Raw genomic sequence first — 16,150 nt, forward strand, 5'->3', positions numbered from 1 at the left:
TTGAAGATGCGCCGCGATCACCGGCCCTACGCTAAAATGACGCGCATGAAATCACCCAACAACACCTCGCTGTATTGCTATCCGTGGGATGTCGCGGACGTGGACCGTTTTGTGGACCAGGCCCGCGCATTGGGCATGAACGGCGCAACGCTGGCCGTGAGCTACCACGCCGGCAAATTCCTGCGGCCGCACGCGGCCAGCGGCCCGCGTGTCGTCTTCCCAGAGGACGGCGTGGTCTACTTCGAACCCGATCTGGCGCGCTACGGCGAGATCAAGCCGCAAGCCCATTCCGATCCGGCGCTGCGCGAGGTGTTGTCCAAACTGGTCGCCAACGGCGGCGTCGCGGTGCACGCCTGGACCGTCCTGCTGCACAACAGCCACCTCGGCGCGGCGCACCCCGAATACACAGCCCGCAATGCCCACGGCGACGGCTACCTGTACAGCCTTTGCCCGATGCGGCAAGCGGTGTTCGACTACGCCGTCGCGCTGAGCGCCGACGTGGCCGCGCGCGGCGTCGCCAGCGTGGTGATCGAAACGCCTGGCTGGCTGCCCTACGCCCACGACTACCACCACGAATTCGCCCAGGTGCGCGGCAACCTCTGGCTCGATTCCATGCTTGGCCTGTGCTTCTGCGACGCCTGCATGGCCGCAGGCAAGGCGGCGGACATCGACATGGACGGCCTGCGCGACCGCATCCGCCAAAACATCGACAGCTATCTCGACGCCCCCGTCGACGCCACGCCCAGCCAGGCCGCCGCGTGGCTGGCCGCCGATCTGCTGGAGGATGGGGACCTGGCCGCGCTGAACCGCCTGCGGCAGCGGCGCGTGACGCAGCTGGTCGGCGCCATCCGCGCCGCCATGCCGGCGCAGGTGCAGCTGGCCGTGGTGGCAACCGTGCAGCGGCCGACCGCGCAAAGCTGGCTCGAAGGCACCGACCTGCGCGCGCTGGCCGGCGTGGCCGACTGGCTGGAGATTCCGTTCTACGAAGCCGATGCCGCCGCCGTCCGCAGCGACGCCTGGGATTGCATCCGCCGCATCGGCACGCCGGACCGCATACGCGCCATCCTGCGCCCCGGGCCACCGGACCTGGCCGACGGCGCGCAACTGCCGGCGGCGCTGGAAGGCTTGCGGGACATGGGCATACGCCACGTCGGCTTCTACAACTACGGCATGCTGCGCCGCGACCGCCTGCGCGCGCTGGGCGCCGCCATCCGATCTTTCGAACCAAGGAGCCACACTTGACACGCACCGCCGCCATGCTGGAACTGGACAATCAACTGCTGCACCCCGGCGTCAAGGGTCTGCCGATCACCGAGCCGCTGCGCCAGGGCGACATCCGCGCCCGCCAGTGGAACGTGCTGGATGCCGACACCAGCTTTCCCGTCGCGCTGCTGAAGGCTTCCTCGCTGGAGCACAACCTGCGCTGGATGCGCGGCTTCTGTGACCAGTACGGCGTGCAGCTGGCCCCGCACGGCAAGACCACCATGAGCCCCCAGCTGTTCGACGCGCAGTTGGCGAACGGCGCCTGGGGCATGACGCTGGCGACGGCGTCCCAGGCGCAGATCGCCTACCGCTACGGCGTGCGCCGCGTCCTGCTGGCGAACCAGTTGGTGGCGCCGGCCGACATCCGGGCCATGCTGACGCTGATGCGCGACGATCCTTCGTTCGAATTCTTCGCCCTGGTCGATTCCAGCGCAGGGGTTGCGCGCCTGTCGCAGGCGGCGCAGCAAGCGGGCATGACGCGAAGCTTGCCGCTGCTGGTGGAGTTGGGCCTGGCAGGCAAGCGCGCCGGCTGCCGCAGCATGAAAGACGCCCTTGCGCTGGCACGCGAAATAGCTGCCGCGCCGGGGCTGGAGCTGGCCGGCATCGAGGGCTACGAGGGCCTGCTGGTCGGCCCGGACCGAAACAAGGATCACGAAGATGTCCGCCAGTTCGTCACCCAACTCTCCGATCTCCTACGCCAGGCCGACGCCGCGCAGTTGTTCAAGCGCGGTGAAATCCTGCTGTCGGCTGGCGGTTCCGCGTACTTCGACTTCGTCGCCAGCGGTTTCGCGCAGGTGAAGGATCTGTCGCGCCCCGTGCTGCCGGTGCTGCGCAGCGGCTGCTACCTGACCAACGACCATGGTTTCTACCACGGTCTGATCGAACAGCTGAACGCACGCGAAGGCTTGGCGCCGGGCCAGGGCCTGCGGCCCGCTCTGGAAGTGTGGAGCATGGTGTTGTCGCGCCCGGAGCCGACGCTGGCGATACTCGGCATGGGCAAGCGCGACGCCTCCTACGACATGGAGCTTCCGCGCGCGCTGGTCTCGCACCGTCCCGGCGCCGGCACGCCCTCCGAGCTGCCCGACGGATGCCGCATCGAGAAGATGAACGACCAGCACGCGTACCTGCGGCTGCCGGCGGACCACGCCAACGCGCTGGAGGTGGGCGACCTGATAGGCTGCGGCATCTCGCATCCCTGCACCACGTTCGACAAATGGCCGCTGATGCTGGTGGTGGACGACGACTACCGCGTACAGCGCGCCGTCAACACCTTCTTCTAGGCCGCTGCGGGACGCAGGTGCTGCGCGATGATGGCGAACATCTGCTCCACGTCCACCGGCTTGCCGATGAAATCATCCATGCCGGCGGCGATGCACTGCTCACGCTCGGACTCCATCACACCGGCCGTCATCGCGATCACCGGCATCGTCAATCGCAGCTCGTCGCGTATCGCGCGGGTTGCGGTGTAGCCGTCCATGACCGGCATCTGCACGTCCATCAGCACCAGGTCGCATTGCAGACCGCCGCGCAGCAGCGCGAGCGACTGCTCGCCGTTCTCCGCCACCGTCACCACGGCCTCCACATGTTCCAGTATGCCCTTCGCCACTTGCTGGTTGATCGGATTGTCCTCCACCAGCAGTATGCGCGCACCGCGCAGCGCCTGCTGATCGTCGGCGACCGGCCCGGCGGCGGCATCGCTGTCGCTGTGCGCCAGCGCGGTCCGCACCGCATCGTGCAGGCTGGACGAGGTGACCGGCTTGGTGAGGAATACCGGCGCGCCAACGCCGTCCATGTCCTGAACCAGCTTGCTGCGGCCGTAGGCATTGACCATGCAGATGACCGGCTTGCCGGATTCCTCCCGCACCGCAAGCATGACTTCCGGGCCATCCATGCCCGGCATTTGCCAGTCGACCAACGCCGCGTCGTAGGCGTGACCGGCGCGTATCAACGCCAGCGCCTCCGGCCCCGAGGCCGCGACGTCGCAAGTCCAGTCCCAGGCCTGGATCGCCTTGGACAGGAAGGAGCGGCTGGTCGGATTGTCGTCCACCACCAGCAGGTGCCTGCGCTGGCCGGGTTGCGCGGCCGGGGCGTCGCCCGCCTGCTTCAACGGCAGCGTAAAGGAGAAGGCGCTGCCCTCTCCGGTCGTGCTGCTTACCTCGATGGAGCCGCCCAGCAGCTCGATCAGGTCCTTGGAAATGGTCAGCCCCAGGCCGGTGCCGCCGAACCGGCGCGTGGTGGACAAATCGGCCTGCGTGAACGGCGAGAACAAACGCCCCAGCTGCTCGCCGCTCATGCCGATGCCGGTGTCGCGCACCGTGAAGCGCAGCGTGCCCTCGTCCTCTCCACGCTCCACCAGCAGCGACACCTCGCCATGTTCGGTGAACTTGATCGCGTTGCCGGTCAGGTTCACCAGTATCTGCTGGAGCCGCAGCGCATCGCCGATCAGCGCGCGCGGCACGTCCGGCTCCACGCCCACGCACAGCTCCAGGTTGCGATCGCCGACCGAAATGCTCATGATGCTGGCCACCGAATGCAGCACCTCGTCCAGCAGGAAGCGCACCGGATGCACTTCGATCTTCCCCGCCCCGATCTTGGAGAAATCGAGGATGTCGTTCAGGATGCCGAGCAGCGTCTGCCCCGATGCCCGTATCATCTCCAGATACCGGGCCTGTTCCGGCGACAAGCCGGTGGTGCTGAGCAGGTGCGCCATGCCCAGCACCGCATTCATCGGCGTGCGCAGTTCATGGCTCATGTTCGCCACAAAGACATCCTTGGCCGCGCTGGCGACCTGCACCTGTTCCATCGCCACCCGCAGCTCCCTCTCCGCCCGCTTGCGCTCCGTGACGTCGCGCACGATGCCGACAAACAGATGATGGCCCTCCACGAACAACGCCCGTATCGACAGCTCCAGCGCAAACGTGGTGCCGTCCTTGCGCAGTCCCTGCAACTCGACGCTGTTCTTGCCCACCACCGTTGGTGCGCCGCCGGCGAAATAGCGCGCCATGCCTGCCAGGTGTGCGCCGCGGATGGACTCGGGCATCATGCTTGTGATGTTGGCGCCTATCGCCTCCTCCGGCGTGTAGCCAAAAATACCGCAGGCCGCGCGATTGAACGATTCGATGACACCATCCTTGTTGATGGTGACGATGCCGTCGCCGACGTTATCCATCACGGTGCGGGTGCGCAGCTCCTTGTCGATGGCCTCCCGCTGCGCCGACTGCAGCTGCAAGGTGCGCTCTTCGATCACGCTTTCAAGCCGATGCCGGTACTGCTGGAGTTCCGACTCCACCGACTGCAAGGTGCGGATGGCGTCGTCGGCTTCGCGGAACGCGGGCCGCACCTGGTCCAGTCGCATATCATCGTTCTTGCCCAGTGCACTGGCCGCGTATGCCAACGCGCTCACCGAGCCGTCGATGCGGCGCGCCAGGTACCATGCGGCGGCCACGCCCAATCCAAGCAGCGCGGCCAGGAACAGCACGATCCAGCGGATCGACGCGACCATCTCCGACAGCACTTCGCTGCGCGGCACGCCGATCGACACCGCCCAGCCGGACAGCTTGGAATGGCTGTACATCGAATACACCGGCGTGCCGTCCAACGTAACCGACTCGATGGCCGCTTCGCCGCCGCCGGCCATGCTGGCCACAAGCGCGGGGGAACCGGGCTGGCCGACAAATTTCTCCGGGTCGCGCGTGCGCGCCACGATCACGCCGCGCGAATCGAAAATGCCGGCCACGCGGCCTGCGGGCAGGCGCTGCTCCCTCAGTATCATTCCCAGGCGCTCGGGCACGAAGGCGACCGAGAGGCAGTAGACCACCTTGCCACCCCTGACCACCGGCACGTGCACCGCGACCAGCGGCCGCTTGAGCGCACCGCCGATGAACACGTCGGAGATCACGGTCTGGCCGGTATCGAACACCTTTCTGATGCGCTCCAGGCTGGCGGGGTCCGGCATGCTCGGGCCGTACGGACGCACCGTGTTGAGCAGCTGCACCGAGTCGCGGTCGCTCAGGACGAAGTTAAATCCGGGGAATTCGGGCCGCAGCGCCTTGCTGGCCTGCGCGTGGAAGGCCGCCAGGTCGCCGTTGTCGAGGCTGGGCGAATTGCCCAGCGCCAGCGCCATGGTGATGCCGGTGTTGAGATCGCGGTCGACCGACTGGATCAGCGCCCGCGCGGTGATCAGCGACTCCTGCTGGATCTGCGTGCGTTCGCGCTCGTAGAAGTGCTGGGCCAGCAGCCCGATGCCCACCACCGCCGGCAAAGCGCACGCCCAGACCAGCGTGTAGATTTGCGAGCGGAGCGATGGCAAGGGACTGTGGGCTGCTGGCTTCATTCTCGACGTCGGTGACTGACACGAGAATGACTCTAGCACAGATGAGCGTAGGCAACTACAGGCGGGCGCCCAGGCTGAGGACGGCCGCGATATTGCGGGCGGCGCTGCGCACATTCCACGCCGCCTCGGCCAGCGCCTGCTCGACCGTGCAGGGCCGGCTGACCGCGCCGAACACGGCCTGTATGCCGTGCTGATGCACGATGGCCGCCCCCGGCGCCAGGCTGCCGGCGATGGCGATCACCGGCTTGCCGTGGCGCTGGGCCACGCGGGCCACGCCGATCGGCGTCTTGCCGTGGATGGACTGGCTGTCGATGCGGCCTTCGCCGGTGATGACCAGGTCGGCGTCCGCCACGGCCGCGTCCAGGCCGACCGCCGCCGTCACGATCTCGCTGCCGGGGCGCAGGCGCCCGCCCAGGAACACCAGCATCGCCGCGCCGATGCCGCCGCCCGCGCCGGCGCCCGGCACATCCGCCACCTGTTGCCCCAGTTCGCGGGCGATGACATCGGCGTAGTGGCGCAGGTTGGCGTCCAGTTGCTCGACCATCGCCGGGGTGGCGCCCTTCTGCGGGCCGAAGATGTGCGAGGCGCCCTGCGGCCCCACCAGCGGATTGCTGACATCGCAGGCGATGTCGAACACGCTGTCCTTGATGCGCGCGTCCAGCCCGGACAGGTCGATATGGCGCAGGCGGTCCAGCGCGCCGCCGCCCGGCGGCAGCTCGTTGCCGGCCTCGTCCAGCAGGCGCCCGCCCAGCGCCTGCACCATGCCGGCGCCGCCGTCGTTGGTGGCGCTGCCGCCCACACCCAGCACGAAGCGGCGCGCGCCGGCGTCGAGCGCGTCGCGGATCAGCTCGCCTGTGCCGAAGCTGCTGGTGCGCAGCGGATCGCGCCGCGCCGCCGGCACCAGTTCCAGGCCGCTGGCGGCGGCCATTTCAATCACGGCCGTGGCGCCGTCGCCCATCAGGCCGTAGAACGCGTCCACCGGCTCGCCCAAGGGGCCGGACACCGTCAACGCCACGCGGCGGCCGCCGCTGGCGTCTATCATGGCCTGCACCGTGCCTTCGCCGCCGTCGGCCACCGGCAATTTGACGTACTGCGCGTCGGGAAAGAACTCGCGGAAGCCGGCCTCGATCTCGTTGGCGACCGCCATCGCGGTCAGGCTCTCCTTGAACGAATCGGGCGCAATGACTATTTTCATCGAGTACTCTATCAACGGTTGACCAGTTTGGCGGGGACGCGCAGCACCAGTATCGCACCAAGCAGCAGCACGCTGGACAAAATATACAGCGCGGTATCGGTGCTCTGGGTCGCGTCCTTGATCCAGCCGACCAGGAAGGGGCTGACGAAGCCGGCGATCTGGCCCAGCGAGTTGATCAGCGCCAGGCCGCCGGCCGCCGCCGCGCTGCCGAGGAAGGCGGCCGGCAGCGACCAGAACATCGCCAGCGCGGCCAGCGCACCCATGGTCGCCATGCTCAGACCCGCTATCACGATCACAGGATTGCTGGAGAAGTTGGCGGCCATCATCAGGCCGGTCAGGCCCATCAGCATCGGCAGCGACACGTGCAGGCGGCGTTCGCGGCGCTGGTCGGCCGAGCGGCCGGCCCACACCATGAAGAAGGCGGCGCACAGGTAGGGAATCGCGCTCAGCCAGCCGACCGTCACCGCGCTCTGGTAGCCCAGCGACTTGATGATGGATGGCAGCCAAAAGTTGATCGCATACACGCCCATCTGGATGCAGAAGTAGATCACGCCCAGCATCCACACATTGCCGTTGCGAACCACGGACGAGAAGGTCTGGCCGGCGTCGCTGTTGGCCTGGCGCTGTTGTTCGTCGCCCGCCAGCGCGGCCTGCATGGCGGCTTTTTCATCGGCGCTGAGCCACTTGGCCTGGGCGATGCCGTCGTTGAGGTAAAAGTACACGGCCACGCCCAGGACCACGGTCGGCAGGCCCTGCAACAGGAACAGCCACTGCCATCCCGCCATGCCGGCCTGCCCGGCCGAGAAATGCTGCAGCATCCAGCCCGACAGCGGACCGCCGACCAGGCCGGAGATCGGGATCGCCGACATGAACAGGGCCATCACCTGGCCGCGCTTCTGCGCCGGGAACCAGTGCGTGAAGTACAGCACCATGCCGGGGAAGAAGCCGGCCTCGGCCACGCCGGTGAAGAAGCGCAGCACGTAGAACGAGGCCGGATCGTGCACGAACAGCATGCAGGCCGACAGGCCGCCCCATGCCACCATCATGGTCGCGATCCAGCGGCGGGCGCCGATCTTGTGGAGTATCAGGTTGCTCGGAACGCCGCTGAGCACGTAGCCGATGAAGAAGATGCCCGCGCCTAATCCGTAAACGGTATTGCTCAAATGGAGGGCGTCCAGCATCTCCAGCTTGGCGAAGCCGACGTTGACGCGGTCCAGGTAGTTGAAGAAGTAGCAGATGAAGATGAACGGTATCAGGTGCCAGCTGGCCTTCTTGTAAGCGCCGTCCAGGACGGACGCCGCCGGCCACGGGGTGGCGGTGGTCGTGGTGTTCATGTGGGTCTCCTTGGTTTTTATAGGTGGTCTGTGCGGATGATTATCTGGAATCCATCCCGGAAAAACATCGGTCAAACGCACCATAATTCAGCCGGATCCCGGCTATTTATTGGGCATATGCACAATAAATGCTCCTGCCAGTCCGGTATTTACCCGGATTCCTTGTTATTTGGCACAATGATGGCAAGGAGAAACGCCCATGTACATACTGAGCACCGAGCTGGCCCAGGACATCGTCGGCCGGACGATGAAGATCATCCCGTACAACGTCAACGTGATGGATGCCAACGGCACCATCCTCGCCAGCGGCAATCCGGCGCGCATCGGCGAGCTGCACGCCGGCGCCATGCTGGCCCTGGCCAAACGGCTGACGGTGGAGATCGACAGTGCCAGCGCCCGCAATATGCACGGCGCCCAGCCCGGCATCAACCTGCCGTTGACGGTCAACGGCCAGGTCTGCGGGGCCGTGGGCCTGAGCGGCGTGCCGGCCCAGGTGCGCCAGTTCGGCGAACTGGTGCGCTTGACGGCCGAGATGATCCTCGAACAAGCCCACCTTGCCGGCGAGCTGCAGCGCGACTCGCGTTACCGCGAAGCCTTCGTGCTCAACCTGATCCGCTACGAAGCCGCCATGGAGGCCGACCTGGCCGCCTGGGCGCGCCGGCTGGGCGTCAACTTCGAGCGCAGCCATCTGGTGTTCCTGCTGGAGCTGGACGACAAGACGGCCGGCACCGACCAGGCCCTCGGCGAGCTGCAGCGCCTGCAACTGCGCATGCTGGCCCGGCAGCCGTCCGCGCTCACCGCATCGGCCAGCGCCCATCAGCTGGTGCTGCTCGATTTCCACGACGCCCCGTCCGCGTCCGATACCCATTGGCCGCAGCGCCAGTTGCAGGCCCTGGCCGCCATCCTGCGCGAGGAATGCCAGCAGCCGCACACGCTGACGATGGGTATCGCCCAGACCGGCATGGCCGGCGTGGCGGTTTCCTACCGAAGCGCGTTGACCGCGGCCCGCATCGGCCGCGCCCGCCATCCGCGCCGGTCGCGCTTCAGTTATTACGAGCAAACCCTGCCGGTGCTGCTGTCGGGCCTGGGATCGGGCTGGGAGGCGGAGCAGCTGCGCCAGCCCGTCGCCCGGCTGAAGGCGCGGGACAAAAACAAGGAACTGCTGCGGCGCACGCTCGATGTGTGGTTTGAACACGACGGTCATCCGGCGGCCACCGCCGAGGCCCTGCACATCCACCGCAACACGCTGGATTACCGGCTGCGCCGCATCGGCGAGATCACCGGCCTGGACCTGGGCAAGCTGGAGGATAGGCTGCTGCTGTATATCTCTTCGTTATTAACCACTTAACTCTCTCGGCAGAGCCGGAAAGTTACTGTATTATTTGCCGTCGCCCGAGCGCCCACAAGGCACAGGCTCGGGTACGGAAATAACCACAATAAAACTGGAGCCATTTTGAGCCTATTTCGCACCAAGAACCTGGACGATATGATCGCCAACAGCCGCAGACCCGGCGGCCTGGCGAAAGTACTCGGTCCCTTCGACCTCATCCTCATGGGCATCGGCGCCATTGTCGGCACCGGTATTTTCGTACTGACGGGCACCGGCGCCGTGACGGCCGGCCCGGCGCTGACGCTGTCCTTCGTGGTCGCCGCCATCGCCTGCGGCTTCGCCGCGCTTTGCTACGCCGAATTCGCCTCCACCGTGCCCGTGGCCGGCTCCATCTACACCTACACCTACGCCACGCTGGGCGAACTGGCCGCCTGGATGATAGGCTGGGACTTGCTGCTGGAATACGGCCTGGCCACCTCGGCCGTGTCGGTCGGCTGGTCCGGCTACTTCCAGTCGCTGATCTCCGGCTTCGGCATCCACCTGCCGGTCGCGCTCACGGCCGCGCCCGGCGCGATTCCCGGCGTGCATACGCTGATCAACCTGCCCGCACTGTGCATCATGCTGGTGCTGACGGCGATGCTGAGCTGGGGCGTGCGTGAATCGGCCCGCCTGAACAACATCATGGTCGCTATCAAGGTCGGCGTGGTGCTGCTGTTCATCGTCGTCGGCGCGCGCCACGTCGAGCCCGCCAACTGGAAACCGTTTATGCCGTTTGGCTACAACGGCATGCTGAGCGCCGCAGCGCTGGTGTTCTTCGCCTTCATCGGTTTCGACGCGGTGACCTCGGCCGCCGAGGAAGTCAAGCGCCCGGAGCGCGACCTGCCGATCGGCATCATCGGCTCGCTGGCCGCCTGCACCGTGCTGTACGTGGTGGTCTCGGCCATCATGACCGGCATCGTGCCTTACCAGCAGTACCTGGGCATCGACCACCCGGTGTCGCTGGCGCTGAAGCACGCCGGTGAAAACTGGTTCGCCGGGTTCGTCGACCTGGGCGCGATCCTGGGCATGACCACCGTCATCCTGGTGATGGCCTACGGCCAGACCCGCATCATCTTCGCCATGTCGCGCGACGGCCTGCTGCCGAAGCGCCTGTCGACCGTGCATCCGCGCTTCCACACGCCGTTCTTCGCCACCTGGCTGGTCGGCATCGTGTTCGGCCTGATCGCCGCCGTGGTGCCGCTGAACGTGCTGACCGAGCTGATCAACATCGGCACGCTGGCCGCCTTCAGCCTGGTGTCGATCGCCGTGATCATCATGCGCAAGAAGCGTCCCGACCTCAAGCGCGCCTTCCGCTGCCCGGGCGTGCCGGTGATTCCGGCGCTGGCCGTGATCTTCTGCGTCATGCTGATGACCTACTTGAGCTGGTTCACCTGGGTCGCCTTCGTGATCTGGCTGGTGATCGGCCTGGCCATCTACTTCGGCTACGCCCGTTCGCGTTCGCTGCTGAACTGATCCGCTGTCTGCCCGGCGAGGCCAAGCGCCTCGCCGGCGCTCCCTCCGCCCTGCCGCAACGCGCAGGGTGCTCTACCCCACAGACCGATACCCCAAACTCGCCTAGCATCTGACTCGTCACTGCGAAGGAGAGCGTGTGAACACCACTGTATGGTTCCTGCTCGTCGGCTGCCTGATGCTGGCGCGCGGACTGGCGGCCACCACGATCTCGAAGTCGCCCTTCACCTCGGCCATCGTCTACCTCGGCGCCGGCATCCTGATGGGGCCGACCTTGCTCAACATCTTCGGCTTCGATCCCAAGCTGCAATCCGCGTTGCTGGAAGTACTGACCCAGATTGCCCTGCTGATATCCCTGTTCTCCGCAGGCATCAAGATGCCGGTGCCGTTCAAACGCCAGCGCTGGGACGCGCCGCTGCGGCTGGCCTGGCTGTCGATGTCGCTGACGGTGGGGCTGGTGGCGCTGTTCGGCTACTACGTGCTGCAATTGCCGGCCGGCGCGGCGGTCCTGCTCGGCGGCATCCTGGCGCCCACCGACCCGGTGCTGGCGACCGACGTCCAGGTGCGCCACGCGGGCGACAAGGACCAGTTGCGCTTCACCCTGGCCGGCATGAACGACGGCAGCGCCTTCCCCTTCGTCATGCTCGGCCTCGGCATGCTGGGCGTGGTCGATACGGGCGCGCACCATGTGCGCTGGCTGCTGGTGGACGTGCTGTGGGCCACCGCCGGCGCGGTGCTGGTCGGCGTGGCGGCCGGTGCGCTGGTGGCCCGGTTGAGCTGGCGACTGCGCGGCAGCGATCCCAAGCATGAAATCATGGACGACCTGGTGGGACTGGGCATGATCGCCGTGGTGTACGCGCTGGCGACGCTGTTCAAGGCGTCGGGCTTCCTGGCGGTATTCTTCGCCGCCGTCGCGCTGCGGCAGTCCGAACTGGTGCTAGCCGGCGCGCCCAAGGATCGTCACGGTCTGATGGAACCGGACACGGCAAAATCCGAATCGGCCAGGACCAGCGAAACGCACGAAGCGCCGCTCACCGTCAGCACCGAATCGCTGGTCTTCAAGGAACACCTTGAGCGGCTGTCCGAGCTGACGCTGGTGCTGCTGCTGGGCGGCATGATCTCGCTGAAAAGCATTCAGTGGGACGCCCTGTGGACGGCCTTGTTCCTGTTCGTGGTCGCCCGTCCGCTGAGCGTGTTCGCCGGCCTGATCGGCAGCGACACCAGCCTGCGCATGCGCGCCATGACGGGCTGGTTCGGCGTGCGCGGCATCGGTTCGATCTACTACCTGATGTTCGCCATCGAAGCCGGCTTGGCGCCGGAAGTGGCCGCCCAGCTCACGCGCATCGCGCTGTTCGTCGTCATGTTGTCGATACTTGTACACGGCTTCAGCGTCAAGCCCCTGATGGATTCCGTGTGGCGCCGTCGCCGTTGATCGCCCCGCTTCGACCTGCATCAAGAAAGGCAGGCGCAGGATGTGGGATCGTCGTGCGACCATGTCCAACGCCATTTACCTCATCGAAGACGCCAACGGCCGCATCGGCGACAGCGCCCTGCTCCAGCGCTGGCGCGAACTGCTGGCCGAAAGCGACAGCCACGGCCGCGTCTACCAAAGCCCCGAATTCTTCGACTACCTGCTCAGCACGGCGACCGAACACGCACCCCCCCAGCTGTTCACGGTGACCGAGCGGGCAAGCGGGACGGTGGTGGGCGTCGTGCCGCTGGTGTTGCGCCGGCATGGCTTTGATTTTGTCGCCGGCCGCCTGCGTCTCGGCTCGTTACCGGTGCCCAGCGTGTGCTTGCTCGGTAGCGCACCCTTGATGCCTGCGCGTGCCGAGTTGCTGGATTTACTGTTTGAATTCCTGCTGGCGAAGTTCCCGCTATGCCAGGCGATCTCGCTAAACTCATTGCCGGCGGATAGCGAGCTCTGGCGCAACATCAGCAAGAACAGCGGCTACACCACGCATTTGTTGAACAACTGGCGGACCTGCCACCAAATCCCCCTGCCCTCCAGCTTTGAAACCTTCATGGCGCAGTTCAACTCCAAGCGGCGGTACAACCTCAAGCGCCAACAGCGGCAACTGCGCGAGCACGGCGCTGGCCGGTTGGACTTGCATCGCATTGAACAGCCAGAGCAATTGCCATCGATGCTGGAAACCATGTCCAGGCTCACCACGCCGGAACATCGCGCGCAATTATGGACCCATGAAGAAATGCGGGAACTGGCGCTACATGGCATGCTGCTGTGCTACCAGATCGATTGCGGCAACCAACCCTGCGCATTGATACTTGGCTTGCGGTCGAGCGATACGCTGCACCTGTTCAACATCTTCCACGACAAGGCGCTCGGCCATCTGTCGGTGGGTACGACGATACTGCACATGGCCATCGAAGACCTGTGCAGCCGTGGTTTCACCTGCATCGATCTTGGCTACGGCACCCCCGCCCACAGCTACCAGTCCAGCAACGCAACAGTACAACGCGGCCATGTGCTGCTGATGCGGTCCAACACCAGAAACCGCCTGGCCTGCGCCTTGCATGGGGCCTTCGTTGCAGCCACCGAACTGGCCAGACGCTCCATCAAGTGACGCCTAGCCGCCAGTACCACGTACCTAGGCATATTGCAGATCATCGCTCCGCTGTTGGGGCTCATTGATTGCATATCGGTATTTTTCGTCGCCCCCTAAATAGATCACTCGGGGGTCAGATGGCAGCGTTGCGTCGGTCGCGAAGCCGCTCAGTGAGTCATGCACATATTGATCGAAAAACGCAATAATTTCTTCGTCTTTCAACCCTTTGTTATGTACATATTCATTTTCGTATGCCTCAATTAATATCTTATAATGCGGCCGAAGATTTTCGCGCTTTAAGACCGATGGATTCTTCGCGAGAGTTTCAACCTTGCTATAAGCGCGGCGGATGGCGTTAACATCTTGAATTAATTGATTGTCGTACATTGCAACCATGTTTGCATAATTACCCATCTTAGGTAGCGCGTCGAGTTTTGCTTTCGCTCGGAGCAGATTGTCCAACGCCACCTTATGTTCCGCAGTTGCGGTATTGATATCATCGTCGAATTTTTTTGACGAGCCAATATTTGGATTTCCGTAGTTATTTTGTATGTAGCGCTCCTTATTCCTCTGAGCCTCATAAACAGCCCGTTGAGCAATCTTATTCTTATTTTCAAGTACACTGATCTCCTGATCCAACTTGACTTTATCGACACCGAATTCCTTATTCACTCTGTCAATTTCCGCAGCCTCGGTCTTATCCCCCTGCTGTTTTTTGTGAATAGCATGAAACCGCCATGCGAAGTATAGCGCCATATGTCGATTCATTAAGGTTCCTAAATTCGTTGCTAGACCGATCTTAGCCTGATAATAATTATATCGCTGAATTAACTTCCCCGAAATTTCAAAATCGGACTCATTCATCTTTCGCCATGCGGTTTTTGGCAGTAACGGCACCTTTGCGGCTATCGCAAAGTTATACATGCTATGTAGTGGAATCAATCCGAGCTTCTCCGCCGCATCAAAACTCCGCGCTCCCTCACCGGGCCTATAACTTCCCCCCACGTCCGAGTGTACTCCTGGATATACTGATTCGTGGAATCTCTCCGGTTTCACAACCTGCCCCCCCGCCAACACAGATAAACTATCTGCTGGGAAAGAGTTACGAATCTCATGAGCCGCAATGAAATGGCGCACCTCTTCAACCAAATCCGGAATAGCCAAGCTCCCCCCCCAATCGCTATGTCCATCGTACGTACCTGGTGCGGGATCTGCACCGGGTGCCGAACGTTCCGCGAAAGCCAAAGCCTGCGGTAAGGTATCCTTGTAGGAGGACGATTCCAAACGTCGATCGAGGACATCCCGTACAGTGCCGGTTACCGCAGCTGTGATACTGGTATTATTTGAACTCATCGGCAAACCGACGGATGCCACTGTATCAAAGAGACCCATAAACCTAATTCGGAAGGGAAAGCCTCCTTTCTTTAGACGACACTTCTTGCCAGTATCATATACACAACGATCTTCAAGAAGCTTATTGGCGAACGCACGCGCCAACGCTGCCCCTCGGCTAAAGCCGAATAGGAAGATGTTAATCTCTTCTATAGTGTTAGAAGGCGAAGTGGCGCGAGCAACATGTGGTTTCAACTTTTCGTCAAATTGCTTCAACGCCCAGTCCAATCGTGAATCACCTAAATAACCAGAAACAAGTCCAGGTTTTCCGCCACCATCGTCGCCGACCTCTGCGAAATAGGTTCCTACGCCAGGAAGATATATGCGATATATTCCTTGAGTCTTGTCATCGGGTTGGTGAACGTTGTAGAGTTTAGCAACGTTACTGTGTTTAAGTGTCCCGGAATCTGCATCCATATTATTTCCGGTACCGTCAAAGAAAAAACTCATCGATACAATCTGGTGACAATTTGTCGATTTCCCTTTACTTTCAGCAGGAGCTGCTAGCGCGGCGCTCGCTGCGGGGGATGTCACGCGCGCTTTCTGCGCTGCTTCCGCAGGCAACGCCACGGACTGGTCCACAGCATGTCTAAGCGAAGCTGCATCGGGCTTTAAGGGAGGGGTCTTGCTGTCACCTACCGAATCTTTATTCTGGTTTTTTGTCATGGCTACACCTTGGCAATTTTCTAAGGTCTTCGCGACTTGGTGGAAGTGAAAGTCGCGGCTCCGAAGCTTCATCGGTTATATGAACCTGAACCGTGCCATCGGGATAAAAATGAACTTCCATACGCTTCGGATCCTTCGCAACGTCTTCAGAAATTGAAACATCAGCTTCTTTATAATATGGATAGAAGGTATCAAATACCTCATTGGACTTAGTTAGAAATCTATGGAAATAGCATCCTCCAGATTGCCAACGGACCGTCACCTTTTTGAGGACTCCATTCGGAAAATATGTTACACAACACGCAGTACCCCCACCGCCGCTAGTCGGTGTACTAACAAATATATTTCCGCCGCCTTGGCCATTTACACTAAATGAATCTATGGATTGATTTGTATAATTGTAGCCAGACAGCGAGAGTGAAATAGGGGCACCATTGGGCATATCTCGTTTATGAACCTCACCGCCCGGCGAGGCCACACCATTCCCACAGGCACCCAACCACGTAACAGCAACAGTCAAATAAAAGATCAATACAAAAAACTTTTTCATTATCTAAAAAT

At 63.1% G+C, this 16,150-nt stretch carries 11 protein-coding genes; 6 read left to right on the forward strand and 5 right to left on the reverse strand.

Annotation, left to right across the window (positions count from 1 at the left end):
• Positions 1-45: 45 nt before the first annotated feature.
• Entirely contained in the window at positions 46-1,242 is a 1,197-nt protein-coding gene (locus HUX88_RS14640; protein ID WP_229219355.1) for a hypothetical protein, read from the forward strand.
• Positions 1,239-2,543 carry an amino acid deaminase gene (locus HUX88_RS14645; RefSeq protein ID WP_176362247.1) on the forward strand — a complete coding sequence of 435 codons (1,305 nt, stop codon included), beginning with the start codon at positions 1,239-1,241 and terminating at the stop codon, positions 2,541-2,543. The genes HUX88_RS14640 and HUX88_RS14645 overlap by 4 nt, the downstream gene beginning before the upstream one ends.
• Here the strand turns inward: HUX88_RS14645 and HUX88_RS14650 are convergent.
• From HUX88_RS14650 to HUX88_RS14660, 3 genes are all read right to left on the reverse strand, one after another.
• Positions 2,540-5,572, reverse strand: coding sequence for a response regulator (locus tag HUX88_RS14650; protein WP_229219356.1), 3,033 nt, complete (start codon positions 5,570-5,572; stop codon positions 2,540-2,542). The genes HUX88_RS14645 and HUX88_RS14650 overlap by 4 nt on opposite strands.
• A 79-nt stretch (positions 5,573-5,651) precedes the next feature.
• Positions 5,652-6,791 (reverse strand): glycerate kinase, encoded by a 1,140-nt coding sequence (locus HUX88_RS14655; RefSeq protein ID WP_176362249.1) that lies wholly within the window; start codon positions 6,789-6,791, stop codon positions 5,652-5,654.
• A gap of 11 nt (positions 6,792-6,802) precedes the next feature.
• Complete coding sequence (locus HUX88_RS14660) at positions 6,803-8,125, reverse strand: MFS transporter (protein ID WP_117010902.1); 1,323 nt, start codon at positions 8,123-8,125, stop codon at positions 6,803-6,805.
• A gap of 199 nt (positions 8,126-8,324) precedes the next feature.
• On the opposite strand from HUX88_RS14660, the gene HUX88_RS14665 reads away from it, so the two are divergent.
• The 4 genes from HUX88_RS14665 (at position 8,325) to HUX88_RS14680 (ending at position 13,549) form a co-directional block, all read left to right on the forward strand.
• Entirely contained in the window at positions 8,325-9,473 is a 1,149-nt protein-coding gene (locus tag HUX88_RS14665) for a sugar diacid recognition domain-containing protein (RefSeq protein WP_176362250.1), read from the forward strand.
• A gap of 105 nt (positions 9,474-9,578) precedes the next feature.
• The gene (locus HUX88_RS14670; protein WP_117010906.1) at positions 9,579-10,967 is read left to right on the forward strand and encodes an amino acid permease; all 1,389 of its coding nucleotides are present in this window, start codon (positions 9,579-9,581) and stop codon (positions 10,965-10,967) included.
• 136 nt (positions 10,968-11,103) lie between these two features.
• Positions 11,104-12,396, forward strand: a complete 1,293-nt coding sequence (locus tag HUX88_RS14675) for a cation:proton antiporter (RefSeq protein WP_176362251.1) — start codon at positions 11,104-11,106, stop codon at positions 12,394-12,396.
• 61 nt (positions 12,397-12,457) lie between these two features.
• Positions 12,458-13,549 (forward strand): GNAT family N-acetyltransferase, encoded by a 1,092-nt coding sequence (locus HUX88_RS14680; protein WP_176362252.1) that lies wholly within the window; start codon positions 12,458-12,460, stop codon positions 13,547-13,549.
• Between the two features lie 24 nt (positions 13,550-13,573).
• Here the strand turns inward: HUX88_RS14680 and HUX88_RS14685 are convergent, their stop codons facing one another.
• Both HUX88_RS14685 and HUX88_RS14690 read right to left on the reverse strand, forming a co-directional pair.
• Positions 13,574-15,589: a DUF2235 domain-containing protein gene (locus tag HUX88_RS14685; protein WP_176362253.1), complete on the reverse strand. Its 2,016-nt coding sequence runs from the start codon at positions 15,587-15,589 to the stop codon at positions 13,574-13,576.
• On the reverse strand, positions 15,570-16,139 hold the full coding sequence (locus HUX88_RS14690) for a DUF3304 domain-containing protein (protein WP_176362254.1): 570 nt from the start codon (positions 16,137-16,139) through the stop codon (positions 15,570-15,572). Before HUX88_RS14690 ends, HUX88_RS14685 begins: the two co-directional genes overlap by 20 nt.
• Between the last annotated feature and the right edge of the window lie 11 nt (positions 16,140-16,150).

The sequence above is a fragment of the Duganella sp. BJB1802 genome (genome assembly GCF_013369445.1).
GTDB classification, from domain to species: domain Bacteria; phylum Pseudomonadota; class Gammaproteobacteria; order Burkholderiales; family Burkholderiaceae_D; genus Rugamonas; species Rugamonas vulcania_A.

What these genes read in the sequence shown, in the direction of transcription:
- HUX88_RS14640 (WP_229219355.1), top strand. Translation starts at nt 46, where the DNA reads ATGAAATCACCCAACAACACCTCGCTGTATTGCTATCCGTGGGATGTC.
- HUX88_RS14655 (WP_176362249.1), bottom strand. Translation starts at nt 6,791, where the DNA reads ATGAAAATAGTCATTGCGCCCGATTCGTTCAAGGAGAGCCTGACCGCG.
- HUX88_RS14660 (WP_117010902.1), bottom strand. Translation starts at nt 8,125, where the DNA reads ATGAACACCACGACCACCGCCACCCCGTGGCCGGCGGCGTCCGTCCTG.
- HUX88_RS14665 (WP_176362250.1), top strand. Translation starts at nt 8,325, where the DNA reads ATGTACATACTGAGCACCGAGCTGGCCCAGGACATCGTCGGCCGGACG.
- HUX88_RS14680 (WP_176362252.1), top strand. Translation starts at nt 12,458, where the DNA reads ATGTCCAACGCCATTTACCTCATCGAAGACGCCAACGGCCGCATCGGC.
- HUX88_RS14685 (WP_176362253.1), bottom strand. Translation starts at nt 15,589, where the DNA reads ATGACAAAAAACCAGAATAAAGATTCGGTAGGTGACAGCAAGACCCCT.
- HUX88_RS14690 (WP_176362254.1), bottom strand. Translation starts at nt 16,139, where the DNA reads ATGAAAAAGTTTTTTGTATTGATCTTTTATTTGACTGTTGCTGTTACG.